Origin of the sequence: Metallosphaera sp. D4-4 (genome assembly GCF_046245145.1) — an archaeon.
GTDB classification, from domain to species: domain Archaea; phylum Thermoproteota; class Thermoprotei_A; order Sulfolobales; family Sulfolobaceae; genus Metallosphaera; species Metallosphaera sedula.
In genome coordinates, this window is record NZ_CP176412.1 from 1,907,849 (window position 1) to 1,926,680 (window position 18,832).

The window sequence follows — 18,832 nt, forward strand, 5'->3', positions numbered from 1 at the left end:
AAAAATTTTTAAAACCTTATTTTCCAATATATCATGATAGTCATGGCTCTGATTGGAGTTGGACCCAAGTCGAGACTAACAACGAACCTAGCCATTGTGGAGACCATATTCATGACTGGAGCCTTCATAGCTGGGGCTGCAGCTCTGCTTTATGACAAGTTTCCAATTGAGGCAAGCTGGCAATCCTTTATTCTATCGGCTCACATTAGCTTTGCTATGCTTACTGCATTCTTTGGACTTGCCCTTTACACGGCAACTGCAAAGGAGAGCAGGAGAGGGTTAAGGCTTTTAGGACTGCTTAACGCAGTATTTATTGCCATCGCCGCAGCTGGTGGACTTCTGTTCTACAGCACCATAAACTACAGCTTTTCATATCTTATGGCACTAGCCTTCGTTGGCGCTTACATTTGTTCCACTGCATGTATATTCTATTAACTTAATCTTGTTACGATATTATTTTTTAAAAATACAGTTAAAAACTAACATTATGTTAACTAAGAAAGGTTTAAAAGTTAAAAAGCCAATATTTCATTAGATAGAAATGGGATTTGAGATCATTCCTGGATTGAGGGCCGTATACAGAGTGGAGGACCAAGGCATGATGAAGATTACTGGAGAAGACATTAACATCGACCTGAACAAGTTGCAGGCCTTTATCAAGGAGAACTTCAAGATAGGTCAGGATGAGGCCAAGAAACTTGACATGGGAGACTTGTTAGGTTTCGCAATGATTCTTGATAACCTTGGTATAGCAGTTATGGGGAACTACGTGGTTTTCGTTGACGCAGTAAAAACCAACTGGAACAAGGTTTTAGAGGCCTTTCAAGGGGTGACTGCTCAATGAAGGTTAAGGGTTATTTAGGCCATGTGAAAGTGGACGATAAATGGAACGTGATAGAGAAGGTAAATGCAAGTGAGGAGCTGGCTGGGATCCTGAAATTTAACGTGGAGAAGGGAAATGAGGAAGCTAGAGAGCTGGGTTTCAAGAGAATGAATGGGTTTGCCATGATGGGGAGTAAGAAAAGTCTAGCCTTTATGAAGGGAGAGGCCATAATGGTTGAAACGAGCAAGGCAGACTGGCAAGAGTTATTCGTCCACTACGTGTATCTGAAGGGGTGGCTTGCCCTCGGGATATTCCTACTGGTGCTCTCTATTGTCCTATATTACATGAGCTTCGCTACCCCATATCTGGACTATTTTGCTCCATTGCCACGACTATATGTACCTACACTCTTGCTGATCATATCATTGCTCATGATACCTTTCTCCAAAACCAGGTACACCTACAGGCTCTAGGCATCCCTCTTATATAGGTTAACTATTTTTGTCATTTCCACATACGCGTACATTCCGCCGGCAGTAACGAGGATAGCAAAGGGAATTGCGCCAATTATGAGATATATGGGGATTGAGATCGCAAGAATACCGGAAGCTATCTTTAATCCCTTAGAACCAAAATCATCGCTAAGTCTAACCATTTCTAGGGAATATTCGAAGAGGTAACTGAGGATCAAAAGAATACCTACAAATTCTATTATCGAAAAGATCTGCTGATCTATCCTTATCTCCACCAACACAGAGGATACGAATCCTAGAACTAGTCCTGCTATAAGAATCGGATAGAGCCTTACTGAGAGATTAAACTTTTCACCTAGAGAGGAGAAGGACTTCCTATTCAGCCATCCGAAGAGAAACAACATCACGTACGAAATGATGAGTGGAAGAAAGTAGAGAGACGAACTGGCACTCTCAACTGACATTCCGAGAAAGGTAGCAAAGAGTATTAGTGCGAGTGAACCTCTTCTAATGCTATCATAGAGGGTTACGTTTAGCTTTGGTTTCTTCGGCATTAGAATGAAGAAGGAGAAACGAATATTAGAGTTTTAGTCCAAAAAAAGAAGTTATCCTCTCAATTCCATAGGCACGACATCCCTCTTCAGGGGACCAACGTACAAGGCCCTAGGTCTTATGAGTCTATGCTGATCTTCCACGTATTCTATGACATGAGCTGTCCATCCCAGAGTCCTGGAAAGGGCGAACAGGGAAGTGAACATGTAGACTGGGAATCCTAAAGCGTAGAACACTACACCCGAGTAGAAATCTGTGTTCGGGTAGATGTGCTTGGCACCGAAGGTTTCCACTCCTAGCTCCTCTAACTTCTGGGCTATTTCGAAATATTTTCTGGCGTCACTGTTCCTCTCCGAGATAACTTTAGCGTATTTCTTGAATATCTTTGCCCTAGGATCGTAGGTCTTGTATACCCTGTGTCCGAACCCCATTAGCCTGGACTTGCCCTCGATTATCTTTCTCTTAAACCATGACTCAGTCATGTCAGGCTCTCCAATCTCCACAAACTGCTTGAACGCCTCTTCTGCGGCGCCACCGTGTAGGGGTCCCTTCAGTGCTGCAAGGGCTGCTACTACACAGGAGTAAATGTCAGAGAGAGTTGACGAGGTGACTAGGGCTGCCGTTGTGGATGCCGGAACTTCATGGTCTGCGTAGAGTATTAATGCAGCATCCATGGCCTTAACCTCTTCCTCTGTGGGCGTTCTGGAGAATGAAGCCTTTAGAAAGCTCTTAGCGAAGCTCTCAGAGGGTTCAGGTATGGCAGGCTTCTTTCCCTCCTTAGCCCTTAACACGTTTGCCACCACGGTTGAGGCCCTTGCCACCAGCTTAATTGCGTTATCCCTATTTGTGGCCTTGTTCCACGGCATTCCGTAGATGGAGGAAAGGGCTGAAAAGGCTGTTTCCATCATCCCCACAGCATCCGAGTCCCTTGGCAAAGAATATATCATGTCAATGACCTGCTGCGGTACTTCGTACGCCTCGTCCAATGCACTCTTCAATCTCTGGAGTTGAAGTTTAGTGGGCAGATCTCCATAAAGCATGAGGTGTACTACTTCCTCAAAACTGGTGTGTTCAACTAGATCCTCTATGTCATATCCTCCGTACCTCAGTATCCCGTTCTCTCCGTCTATGTAGGTTAAGGAGGTTGTCTTAATGAATACGTTTTCCAATCCTCTACTTATCTGACTCATTTCAATCACTTCCAGGAAATTCCTCTCCCTCGACCTGGGAGATTGCCTTCAACACGTGAGATTCCCTGATTATGTCCCTGACCGAGATCACTCCCTTCAGGTTCCCGTCTCGGTCCACCACGATTAGATGCCTCAGATTTCTCTCGGCCATCTTCTTGACGGCTGTATACACGGTATCATCTTCTCTCACCGTCACGAGGTCCTTCATGGTTCCAAACTCCTCTACGGGTTGATTGAGGCTTATGCCCCGAGCAATACCTCTAATCACGTCCCTCTCAGTAATTATTCCAGCGAGCTTACCATCCTTGGTAATTATGACAGAGCCCATGTTATGAGAGGCCATGAGCTCAACGGCCTTGATCACTGGCGTTCCCCTCTCCACCGACACTGGATTTTTACTTATCAGATGCTTTACAATACTCGCCATAATAGATATATTACCTTTCGATTATAATAAAAGTTATGCTAGTTCTTTATCTAACTTCTCATAAAAGTCATAATGAATTACCTCGTACTGTTCCTTTCGAGTCATCATCTTGTCCATGAGATTTTTCTGCGTGCCTTCATTCATTAGGGTTTTCAGCGCGTCCTCCATGGCCTTCGCAGCAACCCTGAAAATGGTTACGGGAAAGATAACGTAAGTGTAGCCCATTTCCTGGAACTCCTTGGCAGTTATTAGGGGAGTCTTCCCAAACTCAGTCATGTTAGCAAGAAGGGGAGCATTCACTGCCTTAGCGAACTCCCTAAACTCCTCCTTGGACTGTAGAGCTTCCGGGAAAATTATGTCTGCCCCAGCGTCTAGGTAAGCCTTAGCCCTCTCTATGGCGTCCTGAAGTCCGAATATTGCTCTCGAGTCCACCCTTGCTATTATTTTGGCGTTTTTCCTAGCCCTCACAGCAGCCTTAATCTTGGAAACCATCTCTGTGTGGGATATGACCTCCTTACCGTCCAGGTGACCGCATTTCTTGGGCATCCTCTGATCCTCAATCTGAATTGCGTCTGCGCCTGCCCTATCCAGCAGGGAAACAGTTCTGTATACGTTTATTGCCTCTCCGAAACCAGTGTCTGCGTCCACGATCATGGGAATGGATGTGACTTCCCTTATCCTCCTAACCATGTCCACTAACTCGTAGAGGTCTATTATCCCTATATCAGGCAATCCTAGGGATGAGGTCAGGGCCCCACCTGAGAGATAGACTGCCTTGAACCCAACCCTTTCTGCAAGGAGGGCGGTGAAGGGGTTGAATATCCCGGGGATTACGGTGAACTCTTTACCAAGAGACAATGTCCTTCACCTCCATTTTCTCCAGGTTCCAGATCTTATTCACGATGTCCTTCCCTAGACCCAGTTTCATTGCCTTTTCCTCCACCTCCTCGTCGCTCATGGGGTTCTTGTGGTGACCCCTAGGAATTCTAACCTCCTCTGAGAAAGTACCAGAGGTGGTCTTCACCACTATCTTGGTGGGTAGCTCGCTAGGGTAGACCTTGGTGTACTCCTCGTTCTCCACGACCTCAATCTTCTTCATGAGTTCCGTGACCTTGGGATCCCCCACAAGATCGTATGCATCGAGCCAGAACTTACCAGTTAGCAGGGTGACTGCTACTATGAAGGGAAGGCTGTGATCAGCGGTTTCCTTGTTCTTAGGATCCCACTTTCCCTCGTCAGCTAGGATAGTCCTTCCAGCCTCATAGGTCTCCACGGTTACCTTGGTTATATCCCCCATCAGCTGTTTCCTTAACTTGATACCTGCCTCAACAGCTGCTTGAGCGTGATACTCGACAGGATATTTCTTTATGTACGTCTCTAGGATCTTGGTGGTCCCCAGGCTCTTGAAGGGGGCATCTGACATGTCCGGTGCAATTACGTTCCTGAATCCCATCTTCCCTGAAAAGGGAGTCGAAGGACCCGTGAATCCAGCCTTTGCCAAGAGCACAGCAAAGACGGAGTTCCTCACTGCCTCAGCGGTGGCCCCAGCTTTCCACATACTAAGACTTCCTGAACGAGTTTCCCGAAGGGCCACGTGTGGTACCGTGGTGATCGAGATTGCGTTCACCAATTGCTCCTTATTAAGACCCAAGGCCACTCCAAGTGCCACCGCCGACCCAACCTGGAGGAAATTTACGTGGTCGTATCCCTTTTTCCTAAGGGACGTGGAATCACATAGCCTAGTGGAAACCTCATACCCTAAAACGATAGCCCTTATCAATTCCTTTCCGCTTAACCTAGGGTTAACTGCAAGGAGACCGCCAATCATGTCAGAGGGATGGAGAGGTTCAAGGGAAAGATAGGTATCATTGAAGTCCAGATACCTGATGAGGAGGGTGTTGTAGAACGCAGCCATGTCTGGGGAAGAGTTTCCTCCCCCTAGGAGCAAGCCCTGCCCCTGAAAACTTGGAATTGCCTTTCTGACGACCTCAGCTGGCGGTGACGACGTTGAAGCGTAGGCCACCGCAAGGGAGTCAAGAACCCTCCTTTTTGCCTCGTGTACCGACTTCTCAGGAAGGTCGGAATACGAGGTTGAGGTAGCGAACTCTGAGAAAACTTCAGCGAGTTCCATACTTTAACATTTCTCGTTAAGATTTAAAGCATTACCGAAAAAATCTAGAAATGTCCTGGATGCTTAAACCTTTGAGAAAACTAAATTGCTTTAACCGCCCTCCTCTCCAGTTGCTCAAGGACGAACTCTGGCGTTATAGGAACTTCCACCCTGTCCAACGTGATACCCAAGGCGTCCTCCAGGGCGTTAACTAGAACCGCATAGGGAACAGTCGCGCCTCCCTCAGCAACTCCCTTCGTACCCAGGGGAGTGAAGGGTGAGGGGGAGACTAGATGCCTTATCTCCATTCTAGGTACTTCCAGTGCGGTGGGCATCCAGTAATCTGCGAGATTGATCTGCTGGGGGACTCCCGAGACGTACCTTATAACCTCAAGGAGAGAGGCCCCTATTCCCATTGCAGTTCCGCCCATGAGTTGGCCGTCAACGATAAGAGGGTTAATCAGGTTACCGCTATCGCTCACCACGACGTATTTCTTGATCTTGATGAAACCGGTATTGGGGTCTACCTCTATTATGGCCCCATGGGCGTTAACGCCATAGGTTGAGGAGAAGTTTACCCTCCTCTTCTCATCCGCAACGTTCACGTTAGGGGAGTTGAACACCTCTGTCGCCTCTATTCCCATATCATCAAGCGGTGAATGATACCTGTTATACACAAGGTTCGCAACCTCCTCCACGGGGAAGCTCCTGTTTCCTACCCTCACAGTTCCGTCCCTTATCTCAACCTTATCCACCTCAACGTTGAGGACTTGAGCTACCAGCTCCCTGATCCTTTCCCTAAGTTTGATTGATGCCTTGTACACGGCACTTATGGAGACCACGGAGAACCTGCTACCGTAAAATCCTGTTCCCGGAGGTCCTGAGGTATCGCCTAGAATAACCCTTATCTTATCCATGGGGACTCCTAGGACGTGGGAGACAACCTGGGCCACGGAAGTCTCATGACCCGTACCCATGGAATTGGTGCTCAGTGAGACAGTAATGTCTCCACCGCTATCCATCTTGATGTAGACTCCCTCGTAGTAGGGGGTCCTAGCCTTCTTTACCACTAGAGTCTGAAAGGCCAGCGACGAGCCAGGTTCCAGGGCAAAGGCTACGCCCATTCCGGTCAAGCCTGGTCCCTTGTCACCTAGGGCCTCCCTCAATACCTCTAGCGACTTCTCGTAATCCCCGCTGTCATAAATTGCGCCCGTGATCGTGGTGTGAGGGAGTGACTTGATGAAGTTCCTCTTCCTGATCTCCCATTGTGTGGTCTTCTCCCTCCTAGACACGGAACTCACCAAGTTCTCTAGAACCAGGACCGCAGGGGGAATTCCCAGACCCCTATAGGGTCCGGTGGGAGGCATGTTGGTGAGGACTCCGTTCACGTTGAATTTGAGATACTGAACGTTATATGCCCCCGTGAGGTGGTATATCTGCCTCAGGATCGGGAGCGGTTGGTAGGTATGCATGTAAGCTCCGAAGTTCTCCAGGAGGTCAACCTCCATTCCTAGGATCTCCCCATCCCTGTACATTATCCTAGCTTGGTACTCCCTGTCAGGGCCCTGTACGGCTGAGATGACGTGCTCGGTTCTAGTCTCAATATACTTTACAGGTCTTCCAGTTACCATAGAGGCCATGGTTGCGAGCACCAAGGGCTTCAGGAAAATTTTCCCTCCAAAACCGCCCCCTGAGTCTGGAACTATTATCCTGATTCTACTCCTGGGTATCTGGAAGACTATGCTGAGAGCTGTCCTAAACACCTGAGGGACCTGAGTGTTGGCGTAGACAGTGAGGCTTTCGTCTACCGGAGAGTAATCTGCTATTACACCATTGGTCTCAAGAGGCATAGGGGAAATCCTGTTGACGCGAAAGGTCTTCTCAACCGTCTTAAAGGAAGAGGGTGGTTGCCCATACTCAAAGGAGTCCCTGTAGACTAGGTTCGTCCCTAATTCCTGGTGGACGAGGATTTTTCCTGTTAGGGCTTCCCTAGCACTTTCCACAGGCGGAAGAGGGTCGTACTCTACTTCGACCATCTCCTTTAAGTCCTCCGCCTCATACCTATCTCTTCCCACAACAAGTGCCACGGGTTCTCCCACGTATCTGGCCTCGTCAATAGCCAAGGGATACTCCTTTGGTGCAGACTCAAAGAAGAAATTGGGTAAGGGATTGGTCTTTAGGTCTGCTTGGGTGATGACTTCAACCTCCTTGCCATTAACCCAAAATCTAGCTCGTGGATACGGAGACCTTATGACCCCCAGGAAGAGCTCGCCCGGGAGGTGAATGTCGTCTATGAATCTTCCTCTTCCGGAGATCAGCCTTGGATCCTCTAACCTCCTTACGGGCTTCCCTATCATACGTTTAGCCCCATGAACTTCCTGTAGAAGTGTCTCGCTGCGGAGACCCTCTGAATGTCGTTGGTTCCCTCGTAGGTCTTGAGAATCTGAATGTCCCTAAGCATCCTCTCAAGACCCGTAGACGTGGTGACTCCGTATCCGCCGTGAACTGTCATGGCCCTTAACACTATTCTTTCCGCCGCCTCTGTAGCGAAGAACTTGGCCAAGGAGGCGGCCATGATATACTCATTCTCCATTCCCCTCTTGTAAAGGGAGCCAGCCCAGTAAACTAACAGCCTCGTGGTTGTTAAGTCTGCCATGGACTCTGACACCTTTTGTTGAACCATCTGAAAACCTGCTATGCTCTGTCCAAAACTTTTCCTGTCCATTGAGTACCTCACCATCTTCTCGAGGGCAGCCTGACCTATGCCCAGGGCCTGGGAGGCAACTATGGTCCTTGCGTAGTCAAAGGATGAGACAGCGTACTTGAATCCCTGTCCGACCTCCCCAACTACGTTCTCCTCAGGTACCTTAACCTCATTGAAGGAAATCTCAGTTGTATGAGACGCCTTGAGTCCTGTGGTATCAATCCTGCTCTCAACCTTGAAGCCTGGGAAATCCCTCTCGACGACGAACATGGTGATTCCCTTCCACCTTTGCTCAGATGGAGGGGAAGTCCTTGCGGTAACAATAATGTAATCGGCAAGGTCTCCACTCGTAATAAATATCTTCTTTCCTGTCAGAACATAACCGCCGTTAACCTTCTTGGCTACTGAGGACATCCCAGCAACGTCGGTACCAGCTCCAGGCTCAGTGTTCGCAAACGCCGCGATCTTTTCTCCCCTAGCAACTGGAGGCACGTATCTCTCCTTGATATCCTTCCCCCCAAATCGGAGCAGTGCGCTGGTGAACATCCAATTTATCAAGAAGAAGGTGGAGAGGGAGGGCCAAATCCTACTAATCTCCTCTGTGGCAACGAGAAGTGAAAGGTAATCTCCACCAGCTCCCCCATACTCCTGCGGAACGTCTAGTCCATTTAGTCCTAGCTCCTTTATCTTCTCCCTAACCTCTCCCAGATCTCCCTTCCTTTCTCCCTCCTCCACCCTGTTCTGTACCTCTCTCTCAAGGAAGTCTCTTATGGTTGTTCGTAGGAGTTCGTGATCCTGGTCTAGATCTATTTTGAAATCCTCAAGTCCCTTGAACGGGAACACCATCTAGATCACCTATAACCTATCTATTTCCTCCCTTATTATAGAGCTACCCCTCTGAGCAAGTTCTTCCTCTATCACGAGGGGAGGAAGTAATCTCACTACTGATTCACCTGCTCCTATGGCGAGTACTCCTCTTTCGAAGGATCTCCTCAGAACCTTCTCGAGCCCCTCCTCATAGGGTTCCCCATCCCTCCTTAGGTCTACTCCTATCATGAGACCCATACCCCTAATCTCCTCCACGTATCTGGACTTCGTGGAGCCTAGAATGTCCACGATCATTTTTCCCACCGAGTTAACCTTCCCTAGAAGCCCTGGAACCTCCTCTAGCACGACCTCGGCCGCGGCCAGGGCTAGGGCATTTCCCCCGAACGTGTTGGCGTGGGAACCTCTTGGGAGGTCCATGACCTCACTCCTCCCCACCACTGCCCCCAAGGGTAAGCCTCCCCCAAGGGCCTTGGCCAGACATATCAGATCCGGCTCCACACCAAAATGCTCAAAGGCAAACATCTTTCCTGTCCTACCTATTCCAGTCTGGACCTCATCTAGGATGAGGAGAATCCCGTTCTTCCTCGCTATCCTCTGGAGACCTTGAAGGAACTCCCTTGGGGGGACGATGATTCCTCCCTCCCCCTGAATAGGTTCCAGGAGGAAACCCGCAACGTCGTTGGGGTCCACGATCTTCTTCAGGACCCAATCCTCAATGTATTCCAGAACTGCGTTGGCGCAATCCTCTCGGCAAAGCGGGTTATGTCTGTCAGGGTATGGAACCAGGAGAGTGGAGGGTAAAAGTGGTGAGAACGCAGATCTTTGCACCGATTTACTTGAGGTGAAGGACATGGATCCGAATGTTCTTCCGTGAAATGAGTTAGTGAAACCTATGATGTACTGCCTCCCAGTGTGACCCCTGGCTATCTTCAGGCTGGCTTCCACACTCTCCGTGCCACTGTTGGCGTAAAACACCTTACCCTGAAATCCCACGAGTGATACCAGCTTGCGGGCTACCCTTACAGCTAGGTCGTAATAGAAGTCGGTTAGGCTATAGTGGAAAAACTTGTTCATCTGCTCTTGAACGGCACGGATGATCTTCTCGTTCCCGTGTCCCAGGGCCATTACCCCTATGCCGGCGTTCATGTCAATATACTCCTTTCCATCGACGTCATACACTAGGGATCCCTTGGCACGTTCAATCACCAGGGGATACCATCTGCTGAAGGACTGCATTAGATACCTTGAATCCTCTTCTATTATCCTTGAAGCTAGGCTCATGAATATATATTTATCATTATCAATATAAATCTACTCGTTTAAAATTGCATGTAGTTCAGTGTAATAATAGAATTTGAAAATAGTATGTGACTCAGGAGTTCTTGTGTATTTGACTTTTGGAACGCCTAGAGTATGCACTCTAAATGATTCTAGATGAGCAGGGCCCTGAAACCTACTAAAATCGCCCTTCGTGAGCTAAACGTCGGTTTAATGGGTTATCAAGTCGCTCTCGATTCCCCACGTAGAGAAGATTACAAAACACGTATAAAGCGAAACTGAAACCTTTCAATCATCCCTATACTTTTATAACTTTCTGAATAATATAATTATATGGACTTCTCGTTCTCGGAGGAGGAATCGCTATTTCGTGAGAACCTCAGGGAGTTTCTCCAGAAGGAACTCAGACCCCTAGTGGGCAAGATTGATAGAGAGGGAATACCTAGGGAGTTCGTTAAGAAGGCTTCCTCCCTGGGAATATGGGCCATGACGGCGTCTCAGGACGTGGGTGGTCAGGGGGCTGGGTTTCTCCTGTCCACAATAGCATCTGAGGAGATAGCTAGGGCAGACTTCAGCATGGCCACAGCGGTGTATTTCCTCCTGGAAAGCGGTTGGGGTTACGTCCTAGACAGGTACGGGTCAAAGAGTCTTAGGGAGGCAGTTCTCCCCAAGGTAATCTCAGGCGACTGGTTCCTGGGGGTTGCCTCAACTGAGCCCACTGGAGGAAGCGACGTTGCTGGGATAAGAACACTTGCCACCAGGAGGGACAGAAAATTCGTGCTAAATGGGCAGAAGATCTACATAAGTGGCGTACTTGAGGCCTACAACTGGGGTGGAGGACATCTGACCCTGGCTAAGACTAACCCCGAGGCGGGCCATAGGGGGATTTCCATGTTCTTTGTCCCTACCTCTACCCAGGGTATAGAGATATCTAAGATAGAGAACATGGGCAGAATGGGTATCTCAACAGGGACCATGAGATATGTGAATGCTGAGGTTCCTGAGGGAAACCTCGTTGGGGAACTTAATAGGGGTTTCTACTACGCCATGGATGGTTTCAATCACGCTAGAGTGTTAGTAGCTGGTGCGTGCATAGGGGCAGCTGAGGCAATCCTAGAGATGGGACTAGAGTACGTGAAGCAAAGGGAAGTTTTCTCCACCAAGCTGAAGGATTTCGAGGCAATAGCCTTCGAGGCTGCGGAGCTGAAAACAAGGCTAGAGATGGCGAAGCTCCTCAACTACAAGGCAGCTTGGATGATGGATAGGGAGCCCAACTCCGATGAGACGGCCATGCTTGCGGCCATGAGCAAGCTCACTGCACCTCAGGTAGCCTTTGATATAGCGAAGTCGGTAATGATGTGGATGGGGGCATATGGTTACTCCAAGGATGCCCTTGTGGAAATGGGATTCAGGGGAATAGTCTCATACTTGGTAGGGGCAGAGGGAGCGATGAACGTGATGAAGCTGATCATATCCAGGAGACTTTTCAAGGACTAGCAGACTCCTTACCTCAAGAGGCTAGGCTTTCTGTTCCTATACTCTTAGATCGGGAATCTACCCACTTGAATCTCTGATTAGGTAAAAGATTTCTCCTAGTTCATCGCGATAAGCCTTTACTTAACGATCTAGGTATCTAAATGGTCATTCGTTGATTCCTAGCAAGTCCCGATGACGCTAGGCCACGCTTTGCCCATGAAGACTCAGGGAACCTGAGAAGCAAGGCCACATCTGCACAAAAACCTTCTGTACAGGTCCATTTCAAGTGACGAGAACTTGAGATCAAGACCCGCTGTATGATAATGCCGTAGCAATCGCCACAACCTTTCCCTCACCGTTTGTGACCCTTATCCTGTACACCGAGGTTGTTCTCCCCAGGGACTCGGGCCACGCTTCAGCCACAAGTCTTTCCCCCGGGTTCACCGGCCTCCTGTAATTTACCTCGACGTTCAGCGCCACCGCCCTCCTTCCTTGGTTACTGATTACCTCAAACGCGGAATCAATTAACGCGAAGATGACCGCTCCGTGTATGGTACCGTGAACGTTAACCTGGTTCTCCTGTGTGACCATGGACATCTTAACGTATCCTTCCCTTTCCTCTTCCTTTCTTATACCCAATAACTCTGGGAACATGATAAACACACTTCAATTCCTTATAAAACGTTACTTTTCCGATCACAGATCACAAAATACATGTTTAAATGTTTTTACATCTATAATTATCAATGGATGAGCTTCTGATCTCCACAGTCTCAGACTTCGCCAGGAGGGAGATCCTGAGGGTTGCCGATAAGATTGATAGGGATGACTTCTACCCTCGGGATCTAATCTCGAAGATGGGAGAACTTGGGATCCTGGATCCCCTTCACCACGGTGCAGAACTCTTGGACTCCATGCTCTGCTTGGAGGAGATAGCCAAGGTTAGTGGTTCAGTGGCGCTCATACAGGATGTCCAGGGGGAACTCGTGAACGCTCCCCTTAGAAGGTATGGAAGGGATAACGACCTCACAGAGAAGATAGCAGAGGGCAAGATCCTGGGCTCATTCGCCCTGAGCGAGCCGTGTTGCGGATCCGACACGTCTGCCATGAGATCAACAGCGAGAAAGGTTAACGGTACCTGGAAGATTGACGGGGAAAAGATGTGGATAACTCAGGGACTTTACGCTAACGTCTTCTTGGTCGCAGCTAAGAACGACGAGCAGAAGATCTCAGCGTTTCTAGTGAGGGACACCCGGTGCATGGAGAGGGAAAAGATCGAGGTACAGGGGAATAGGGGAACGGGGACGGCGAGGATAAGGATGAACGAGTGCGAGGGAGAGCTCATAGGTGGATGGGAGGTGATAAAGTACGCCCTCGCCATAGGTAGAATAGCCATTTCCGCAATCTCTCTGGGATTAGCCCTAGGTGCCATGGAGGAGGCATACAACTGGGCAAAGGAAAGGCAGGTCTTTGGGAAAAGGCTCATCGAGCATGAGGGGATAGCGTGGTTGTTCTCCGACTCAATCGCTGAGTTGGAATCGGTCAAGGCGCTCTTGGACGCAACATGTAACGCCTTTACCAAGGACTGGAAGAGGGCTGAACCCCTGATCTCTTCCCTGAAACTGATCTCCTCGGGAGTCGCAAACAGGGTGGTAGATAGGATGGTCCAAGTCATGGGTGGGATGGGATACGCAAAAACGACCAGGGTGGAACGCGCGTATAGGGACGTGAGGTTAACTAGAATAGGAGAGGGAACAGATGAGGTTCAAAGAATGATTCTCTCGAGACACATAGAAGATCTTGTCCACGAGCTTTAATCTAGTTATAATTTTTTAAATCTTTTTAAGTGCACTTTTATAATCTTGTAAAAATAAGCAGATTTTATATAGGATTTTAAACATAATTATCATGTGAGATAGTGGAGAACGTAGGTATTGTGGGAATCGGATGGTACGGGTTCTCCACTAACGTCCATGATCTCTCGTTTAGGGAGATGATGTTTGAGGCCGCTCAGAGAGCATTTTACGACGCAGGTGGAATGAACCCTAGGGAACAGGTGGATGCATTCATCTCTTGCCAGGAGGATTTCTGGGAAGGTATCTCCATCTCTGACGAGTTTGCCCCGGACCCTGTGGGGGGATCAATGAGACCCACCATGACAGTGGCCGGTGATGGACTTCAGGGGTTGGCACACGGGTTCATGTTGATCAACTCGGGAATAGCCGACGTCGTGGTAGTCGAGTCCCACGCTAAACCCAGCGACATTCTCACCTTTCCCGAGATCATGGAGTTAGCCATGGATCCCGTTTACGTTAGAGAGGCTAAGATCCCCAACTATCACTTCATGGCTGGCTTAGATGCGACGAAGTTCATGCATAGAACCGGAGTGACTAGGGAGGACTTGGCAGAGGCTGTAATAAAGAATAGGGCTAGCGGACTCAAGACTGGTAGGGCACCCCACGCCTCACTCCTGTCTAAGGAGGATGTTCTCTCGCAAGAGGCCATTGTTTATCCCCTAACCCGTGTGGATATGGCGCGTCCTGTGGATGGAGCCATAGTAGTGGTCTTAGCCTCTGAAACCTTCGCGAGGAAGTTTAACGACACGCCTATCTGGATCACAGGAATAGGGTTTGCCACAGATAACTCCAACCTGGAGCTAGCCAGGTTAGGTGACGCTCTTTACATGAGAAAGGCCTCCTCCCTGGCATTTGGTATGGCGAGACTGGAGTCACCCCTGAAGGTTAACGGCCTATTCGTCGATGATAGGTACAGTTACAAGGAGCTTCAACATGTAGAAGCCCTTGGTGTTACGAACGTAGCGGAGAAGTTGAGGGAGGGATATTTCCATGAGGGAAGTTATCTACCAGTTAACCCGAAGGGAGGGCATCTAGCCAAGGGATATCCCCTTGAGGCATCTGGACTCTCCCTAGTGCTCGACGCTGTGGAGTACATGAGGGAGGGGGCGAGTTCAACCATTGTGGCGAGCTGGAGGGGAATTCCCACGTTCACAGGAGGAGTGGCGGTGATGCAGAGATGAAGACCAACCTAAAGTTCAGGAGGGTCGCGGCGATAGGTGCGGGAATGACGCCCTTCAGAAGGAGGATGTTGGATACACCACAGGAAATGGCCTGGGAGGCCTCGAGGAAAGCCCTTGACGAGGCTGGCCTAGAACTTAGGGACATAGACTGCGTGGTAATTGGGAGCGCACCGGACGCCTTCGACGGAGTTCACATGAAGGGGGAATATCTGGCCCACGGAGCAGGAGGGGTAATGAGACCCAGTAGCAGGGTATACGTTGGAGGAGCCACGGGGGTCATGACGGCTATAGCAGGGTGGTACCATGTGGCCAGCGGTATGTGCAAGAAAGTGCTCGCTGTGGCGGAGGAAAAGATGAGTCCAGGTAGGCCCCATCCTCAGGCCGTTTTTAGATACATCTGGGACCCGATCACGGAGAAACCCCTGAACCCCAACCTAATCTGGATCTTCGCCATGGAGATGCACAGGTACATGTTCGTGAACAAGGTGAGCAAGGAAGAGATCGCCCTAGTCTCGGTAAAAAACAAGAGAAACGCTGCAAGTAATCCCTATGCGCAACTCGGGGGAGAAATCACCGTGGATGACGTGCTAAGAAGTGAGGTTCTGGTGTGGCCAGTGCAACTTCTAGACGTAAGTCCGGTGAGTGATGGGGCAGCTGCCATGGTTTTCGTGGACGGCGATATTGCGAGGAGATACACTGACACCCCCATATGGGTTGAGGGAGTTGGATGGACTCTCGATAACACCTCTTGGCCCAACAGGGAACTTGCGTATCCCAGATACCTTGAGAACGCAGCTAGGATGGCCTACAGGATGGCAGGAATAGAGAGGCCTCAGAAGGAGATAGACGTCGTGGAGCCATATGATCCCTTCGATTATAAGGAACTTCATCATCTAGAGGGCCTCATGCTGGCTAAGAGAGGTGAGGCGCCCCTACTTCTGAAGGAGGGGTTCTTCGATAAGGACGGGGATATACCCAGTAGCCCCTCAGGAGGACTTCTGGGAGTTGGGAATCCCATAGCCGCGGCGGGACTGATGAAGGTCATTAGCATTTACTGGCAACTTAAGGGAACCGCAGGGAAGATGCAGGTGAAAAGGCCAGTTCACACGGGCGTAGCCCAGGCGTGGGGGGACCTAATGCAGGCCTCCACGGTCGTGGTTATGAGAAATTGAGGTGAGACCATGGTTCATCCACTTAAGGAGGAGGAATTGAAGGAACACGTTACCATTTCGTACAAACCACAGGCCAAGTATTCCTACACTGCGGGCCAGGCCCTGAGTACCTTCCTCAGGGGTCTGAGGGAGGGGAAAATACTGGGAAGGAAATGTCCGAGGTGCGGAAGGGTCTACGTACCCCCAAGGATGTACTGTGAGGATTGTTTCTATCCCACTTCGCAATGGGTTGAGGTCAAGGACGAGGGAGTTGTTATGACCGCCGTGGCAAGCTTCATTTCATGGACAAGGGACAGACTAGAGGAGCCAGAAATTGTGGGAACCATTAGACTATTCCCATCATCTCCCAGGGATTACGTGTATCCAGGTCTGTTCCACAGAATATGCTGTTCCTACGAAGACGTGAAGAGCATGACAATTATGGGAAAAACCGTGAGAGCCAGATGGAGACCCGCTGAAAAAAGGACAGGGAGCATTGACGATATAGAGTGCTTTGAGGTGGTGTAAATGTCCTGGGATAAGCGCGGAAGGGAAAACGAGTTAGTTACGTGGAAGGACGTCATGGAAGTTGAAAGATACGTCTACACGGCAGGGCCAGACGGCGAAAAGTTCCTCAGGGGTCTGAGGGAGGGGAAAATACTGGGAAGGAAATGTCCGAGGTGCGGAAGGGTCTACGTACCCCCAAGGATGTACTGTGAGGATTGTTTCGTCGAGAACGGCGAGTACGTTGAGGTTAAGGAACCTTACCTGGACAGCTTCACCACAATATACCACGATAACGCAGACAGAAGATTGGACCAACCCGTTACGGTGGGGTTAGTTAGGTTCAAGGGAGCTAGCGGTGGACTTCTTGCAATTGTTCAGGGAATTCCAGAAATCGGGAAAAAGGTTGAAATTGTTGAATACGGCATTCCACTCAGGGTAAGAACTTGATATGGAAGCCTGACAGGGAATGGAGGGAAGAGAGCAATATAGGGAAATGGTTAGCGGAAAGGAACCAGTCCCTGGATCAGTTCCAGGAATCCACCTGGAAGGAACCTGAAACCTTTTGGCCTTCCTTTCTGGAGAGAGTGGGAGTCAATTTCAGGAGGAAACCCAAGAAGGTTCTGGATCTTTCTCGAGGAAGAGAATGGCCCAAGTGGTTCGTAGGATCTAGGTTGAACGTTACAGATCAGCTGGATGATTCCCCTGAAACCCTGGTCTCTTCCATGAATGAGGAGGGGGAGGTTAAGGAGTTCAGTCGCTCCCAGGTTCTGAGCTGGACCAAATCCATATCCAGCTGGTTAAGGAGAGCTGGGCTATCCCCAGGGGATAGGGTGGCCGTGTACATGCCCATGACGGCTGAGATAGTTCCCATTATGCTGGGGATAGCTAGGGCAGGAATGGTTATTGTCCCGCTATTCTCAGGGTATGGAGAAGAACCAGTTCGAGTTAGGGTGGAGGACAGCGGAGCTAAGGCAATCTTCACTGTAGATAGGTACACAAGAAAGGGGAAACAGGTGGAACCAACTAGGAACCTGGAGAAACTCGATCTCGTAAAGATAGCCCTGAAAACTTCCCTAGAGCTAAAGGATTATCACGACTTAAGGGAGTTAACCGGGGAAGGAGGAGACGGATACGAGGAAACTGAGGCAGAGAGTCCCCTGATGATAATTTACACTTCAGGTACCACCGGGAAACCAAAGGGATGCGTTCACGTTCACGGTGGCTTTCCAGTGAAGGCGTCAGCGGACATGTACTTCCATTTTGACGTGAGGAAAGGAGAGGGTGTTTCCTGGATTTCGGACATGGGGTGGATGATGGGGCCGTGGTTAGTGTTTGGCTCCCTGATGTTGGGAGCGAGAATGGCTCTCCTTGACGGTTACGCAATCCCCGAAACCCTGGAAAACTTCGTGAATACCTTGAGGGTAAATGTCTTAGGTCTATCAGCAAGCCTAATCAGGAGCTTGAGATCGTCTAACCCGTCCATGAAGCTGGATGTGAGGGTCGTGGGGAACACCGGTGAACCCATAGACCCTGAGAGCTGGAACTGGATTGCCCAGGTTACGGAGTCCCCAGTGATTAATTACTCTGGTGGCACGGAGATTTCCGGAGGAATACTGGGGAACTACGTTGTCAAGGAGATGAGGCCCTCCTCCTTTAACGGGCAATCTCCAGGAATAAGGGCTGAGGTCTTCAACGAGAGTGGCGAACCTGCTAATCCGGGCGAGGAGGGGGAGCTGGTGGTGCTGAGCGTTTGGCCCGGAATGACCAGGGGGTTCTGGAAGGATCCAGGCAGGTACATTGAAACCTACTGGTCTAGATGGAAAAACGTTTGGGTTCACGGGGATCTAGCCATAAAGGATAAGGACGGTTACTTCTACATCGTGGGAAGGAGCGACGATACCATAAAGGTCTCAGGGAAAAGGATAGGTCCAGGGGAGATAGAGGCAGTTCTCAATGCCCATCGAGCTATCGTGGAGAGTGCATGCGTTGGTGTCCCTGATCCCGTGAAGGGAGAGAAGGTGATATGTCTGGCCGTACCTAAGGAGGTTAGGACTGGACTCGAGGAGGAGTTACTGAAATACCTTGAGGAGAGGTTGGGGAAGGCAATAGCTCCCTCCGTCGTGAAGCTAGTCCCTGAACTGCCTAAAACCAGGAACGCGAAGATCATGAGGAGGCTCATAAGGAACACAATACTCAATAAAGATCTAGGAGACATATCCTCGCTGGAAAATCCTCACTCGCTGGAAGTCATAAAAAAGGCGCTGTCTTGATCTCTT

Annotated in this window: 19 protein-coding genes; 10 read left to right on the forward strand and 9 right to left on the reverse strand. The window is 49.5% G+C overall.

Annotated features, from left to right (window positions below; all coding sequences use genetic code 11):
- Nucleotides 1-33 precede the first annotated feature (33 nt).
- The 3 genes from ACI49J_RS10300 to ACI49J_RS10310 all read left to right on the forward strand — a co-directional run bounded on the left by ACI49J_RS10300 (nt 34) and on the right by ACI49J_RS10310 (nt 1,296).
- Nucleotides 34-435: a hypothetical protein gene (locus tag ACI49J_RS10300; protein ID WP_011921430.1), complete on the forward strand. Its 402-nt coding sequence runs from the start codon at nt 34-36 to the stop codon at nt 433-435.
- 106 nt (nt 436-541) lie between these two features.
- Nucleotides 542-844, forward strand: coding sequence for a hypothetical protein (locus ACI49J_RS10305; RefSeq protein WP_011921429.1), 303 nt, complete (start codon nt 542-544; stop codon nt 842-844).
- Entirely contained in the window at nt 841-1,296 is a 456-nt protein-coding gene (locus ACI49J_RS10310; RefSeq protein WP_409366371.1) for a hypothetical protein, read from the forward strand. Before ACI49J_RS10305 ends, ACI49J_RS10310 begins: the two co-directional genes overlap by 4 nt.
- On the opposite strand, the gene ACI49J_RS10315 is transcribed toward ACI49J_RS10310, so the two are convergent.
- From ACI49J_RS10315 to ACI49J_RS10350, 8 genes are all read right to left on the reverse strand, one after another.
- Nucleotides 1,293-1,850: a hypothetical protein gene (locus tag ACI49J_RS10315; protein WP_409366372.1), complete on the reverse strand. Its 558-nt coding sequence runs from the start codon at nt 1,848-1,850 to the stop codon at nt 1,293-1,295. The genes ACI49J_RS10310 and ACI49J_RS10315 overlap by 4 nt on opposite strands.
- 51 nt (nt 1,851-1,901) lie before the next feature.
- The gene (gene gltA, locus ACI49J_RS10320) at nt 1,902-3,038 is read right to left on the reverse strand and encodes a citrate synthase (RefSeq protein ID WP_409366373.1); all 1,137 of its coding nucleotides are present in this window, start codon (nt 3,036-3,038) and stop codon (nt 1,902-1,904) included.
- A gap of 1 nt (nt 3,039) precedes the next feature.
- The gene (locus ACI49J_RS10325; RefSeq protein WP_011921425.1) at nt 3,040-3,465 is read right to left on the reverse strand and encodes a CBS domain-containing protein; all 426 of its coding nucleotides are present in this window, start codon (nt 3,463-3,465) and stop codon (nt 3,040-3,042) included.
- Between the two features lie 33 nt (nt 3,466-3,498).
- On the reverse strand, nt 3,499-4,323 hold the full coding sequence (gene prpB / locus ACI49J_RS10330; RefSeq protein ID WP_409366374.1) for a methylisocitrate lyase: 825 nt from the start codon (nt 4,321-4,323) through the stop codon (nt 3,499-3,501).
- Nucleotides 4,310-5,596, reverse strand: coding sequence for an MmgE/PrpD family protein (locus tag ACI49J_RS10335; RefSeq protein WP_011921423.1), 1,287 nt, complete (start codon nt 5,594-5,596; stop codon nt 4,310-4,312). Before ACI49J_RS10335 ends, prpB begins: the two co-directional genes overlap by 14 nt.
- 80 nt (nt 5,597-5,676) lie before the next feature.
- Complete coding sequence (locus tag ACI49J_RS10340; protein WP_409366375.1) at nt 5,677-7,932, reverse strand: xanthine dehydrogenase family protein molybdopterin-binding subunit; 2,256 nt, start codon at nt 7,930-7,932, stop codon at nt 5,677-5,679.
- On the reverse strand, nt 7,929-9,125 hold the full coding sequence (locus tag ACI49J_RS10345) for an acyl-CoA dehydrogenase family protein (RefSeq protein ID WP_011921421.1): 1,197 nt from the start codon (nt 9,123-9,125) through the stop codon (nt 7,929-7,931). Before ACI49J_RS10345 ends, ACI49J_RS10340 begins: the two co-directional genes overlap by 4 nt.
- 9 nt (nt 9,126-9,134) lie before the next feature.
- Entirely contained in the window at nt 9,135-10,388 is a 1,254-nt protein-coding gene (locus ACI49J_RS10350; RefSeq protein WP_409366376.1) for an acetyl ornithine aminotransferase family protein, read from the reverse strand.
- Nucleotides 10,389-10,718: 330 nt separating this feature from the next.
- Between ACI49J_RS10350 and ACI49J_RS10355 the strand changes: the two genes are divergently transcribed.
- Complete coding sequence (locus ACI49J_RS10355) at nt 10,719-11,882, forward strand: acyl-CoA dehydrogenase family protein (protein ID WP_011921419.1); 1,164 nt, start codon at nt 10,719-10,721, stop codon at nt 11,880-11,882.
- A 282-nt stretch (nt 11,883-12,164) separates the two neighbouring features.
- Here the strand turns inward: ACI49J_RS10355 and ACI49J_RS10360 are convergent, their stop codons facing one another.
- Nucleotides 12,165-12,515, reverse strand: coding sequence for a PaaI family thioesterase (locus ACI49J_RS10360; RefSeq protein ID WP_409366377.1), 351 nt, complete (start codon nt 12,513-12,515; stop codon nt 12,165-12,167).
- Nucleotides 12,516-12,607: 92 nt separating this feature from the next.
- Between ACI49J_RS10360 and ACI49J_RS10365 the strand changes: the two genes are divergently transcribed.
- From ACI49J_RS10365 to ACI49J_RS10390, 6 genes are all read left to right on the forward strand, one after another.
- On the forward strand, nt 12,608-13,678 hold the full coding sequence (locus ACI49J_RS10365) for an acyl-CoA dehydrogenase family protein (RefSeq protein ID WP_409366378.1): 1,071 nt from the start codon (nt 12,608-12,610) through the stop codon (nt 13,676-13,678).
- Between the two features lie 101 nt (nt 13,679-13,779).
- Nucleotides 13,780-14,898, forward strand: coding sequence for a thiolase domain-containing protein (locus ACI49J_RS10370; RefSeq protein ID WP_409366379.1), 1,119 nt, complete (start codon nt 13,780-13,782; stop codon nt 14,896-14,898).
- Complete coding sequence (locus ACI49J_RS10375) at nt 14,895-16,070, forward strand: thiolase domain-containing protein (protein WP_409366380.1); 1,176 nt, start codon at nt 14,895-14,897, stop codon at nt 16,068-16,070. The genes ACI49J_RS10370 and ACI49J_RS10375 overlap by 4 nt, the downstream gene beginning before the upstream one ends.
- A 9-nt stretch (nt 16,071-16,079) precedes the next feature.
- On the forward strand, nt 16,080-16,577 hold the full coding sequence (locus ACI49J_RS10380; protein ID WP_011921414.1) for a Zn-ribbon domain-containing OB-fold protein: 498 nt from the start codon (nt 16,080-16,082) through the stop codon (nt 16,575-16,577).
- Nucleotides 16,578-17,003, forward strand: a complete 426-nt coding sequence (locus tag ACI49J_RS10385; protein WP_409366381.1) for a Zn-ribbon domain-containing OB-fold protein — start codon at nt 16,578-16,580, stop codon at nt 17,001-17,003.
- Nucleotides 17,000-18,826 (forward strand): AMP-binding protein, encoded by a 1,827-nt coding sequence (locus tag ACI49J_RS10390; RefSeq protein ID WP_409366382.1) that lies wholly within the window; start codon nt 17,000-17,002, stop codon nt 18,824-18,826. The genes ACI49J_RS10385 and ACI49J_RS10390 overlap by 4 nt, the downstream gene beginning before the upstream one ends.
- Nucleotides 18,827-18,832: the final 6 nt, after the last annotated feature.

Coding starts and splice junctions, on each gene's coding strand:
- ACI49J_RS10300 (WP_011921430.1), top strand. CDS start 34: ATGATAGTCATGGCTCTGATTGGAGTTGGACCCAAGTCGAGACTAACA.
- ACI49J_RS10305 (WP_011921429.1), top strand. CDS start 542: ATGGGATTTGAGATCATTCCTGGATTGAGGGCCGTATACAGAGTGGAG.
- ACI49J_RS10310 (WP_409366371.1), top strand. CDS start 841: ATGAAGGTTAAGGGTTATTTAGGCCATGTGAAAGTGGACGATAAATGG.
- ACI49J_RS10315 (WP_409366372.1), bottom strand. CDS start 1,850: ATGCCGAAGAAACCAAAGCTAAACGTAACCCTCTATGATAGCATTAGA.
- gltA (WP_409366373.1), bottom strand. CDS start 3,038: ATGAGTCAGATAAGTAGAGGATTGGAAAACGTATTCATTAAGACAACC.
- ACI49J_RS10325 (WP_011921425.1), bottom strand. CDS start 3,465: ATGGCGAGTATTGTAAAGCATCTGATAAGTAAAAATCCAGTGTCGGTG.
- ACI49J_RS10335 (WP_011921423.1), bottom strand. CDS start 5,596: ATGGAACTCGCTGAAGTTTTCTCAGAGTTCGCTACCTCAACCTCGTAT.
- ACI49J_RS10340 (WP_409366375.1), bottom strand. CDS start 7,932: ATGATAGGGAAGCCCGTAAGGAGGTTAGAGGATCCAAGGCTGATCTCC.
- ACI49J_RS10345 (WP_011921421.1), bottom strand. CDS start 9,125: ATGGTGTTCCCGTTCAAGGGACTTGAGGATTTCAAAATAGATCTAGAC.
- ACI49J_RS10350 (WP_409366376.1), bottom strand. CDS start 10,388: ATGAGCCTAGCTTCAAGGATAATAGAAGAGGATTCAAGGTATCTAATG.
- ACI49J_RS10355 (WP_011921419.1), top strand. CDS start 10,719: ATGGACTTCTCGTTCTCGGAGGAGGAATCGCTATTTCGTGAGAACCTC.
- ACI49J_RS10360 (WP_409366377.1), bottom strand. CDS start 12,515: ATGTTCCCAGAGTTATTGGGTATAAGAAAGGAAGAGGAAAGGGAAGGA.
- ACI49J_RS10365 (WP_409366378.1), top strand. CDS start 12,608: ATGGATGAGCTTCTGATCTCCACAGTCTCAGACTTCGCCAGGAGGGAG.
- ACI49J_RS10375 (WP_409366380.1), top strand. CDS start 14,895: ATGAAGACCAACCTAAAGTTCAGGAGGGTCGCGGCGATAGGTGCGGGA.
- ACI49J_RS10380 (WP_011921414.1), top strand. CDS start 16,080: ATGGTTCATCCACTTAAGGAGGAGGAATTGAAGGAACACGTTACCATT.
- ACI49J_RS10385 (WP_409366381.1), top strand. CDS start 16,578: ATGTCCTGGGATAAGCGCGGAAGGGAAAACGAGTTAGTTACGTGGAAG.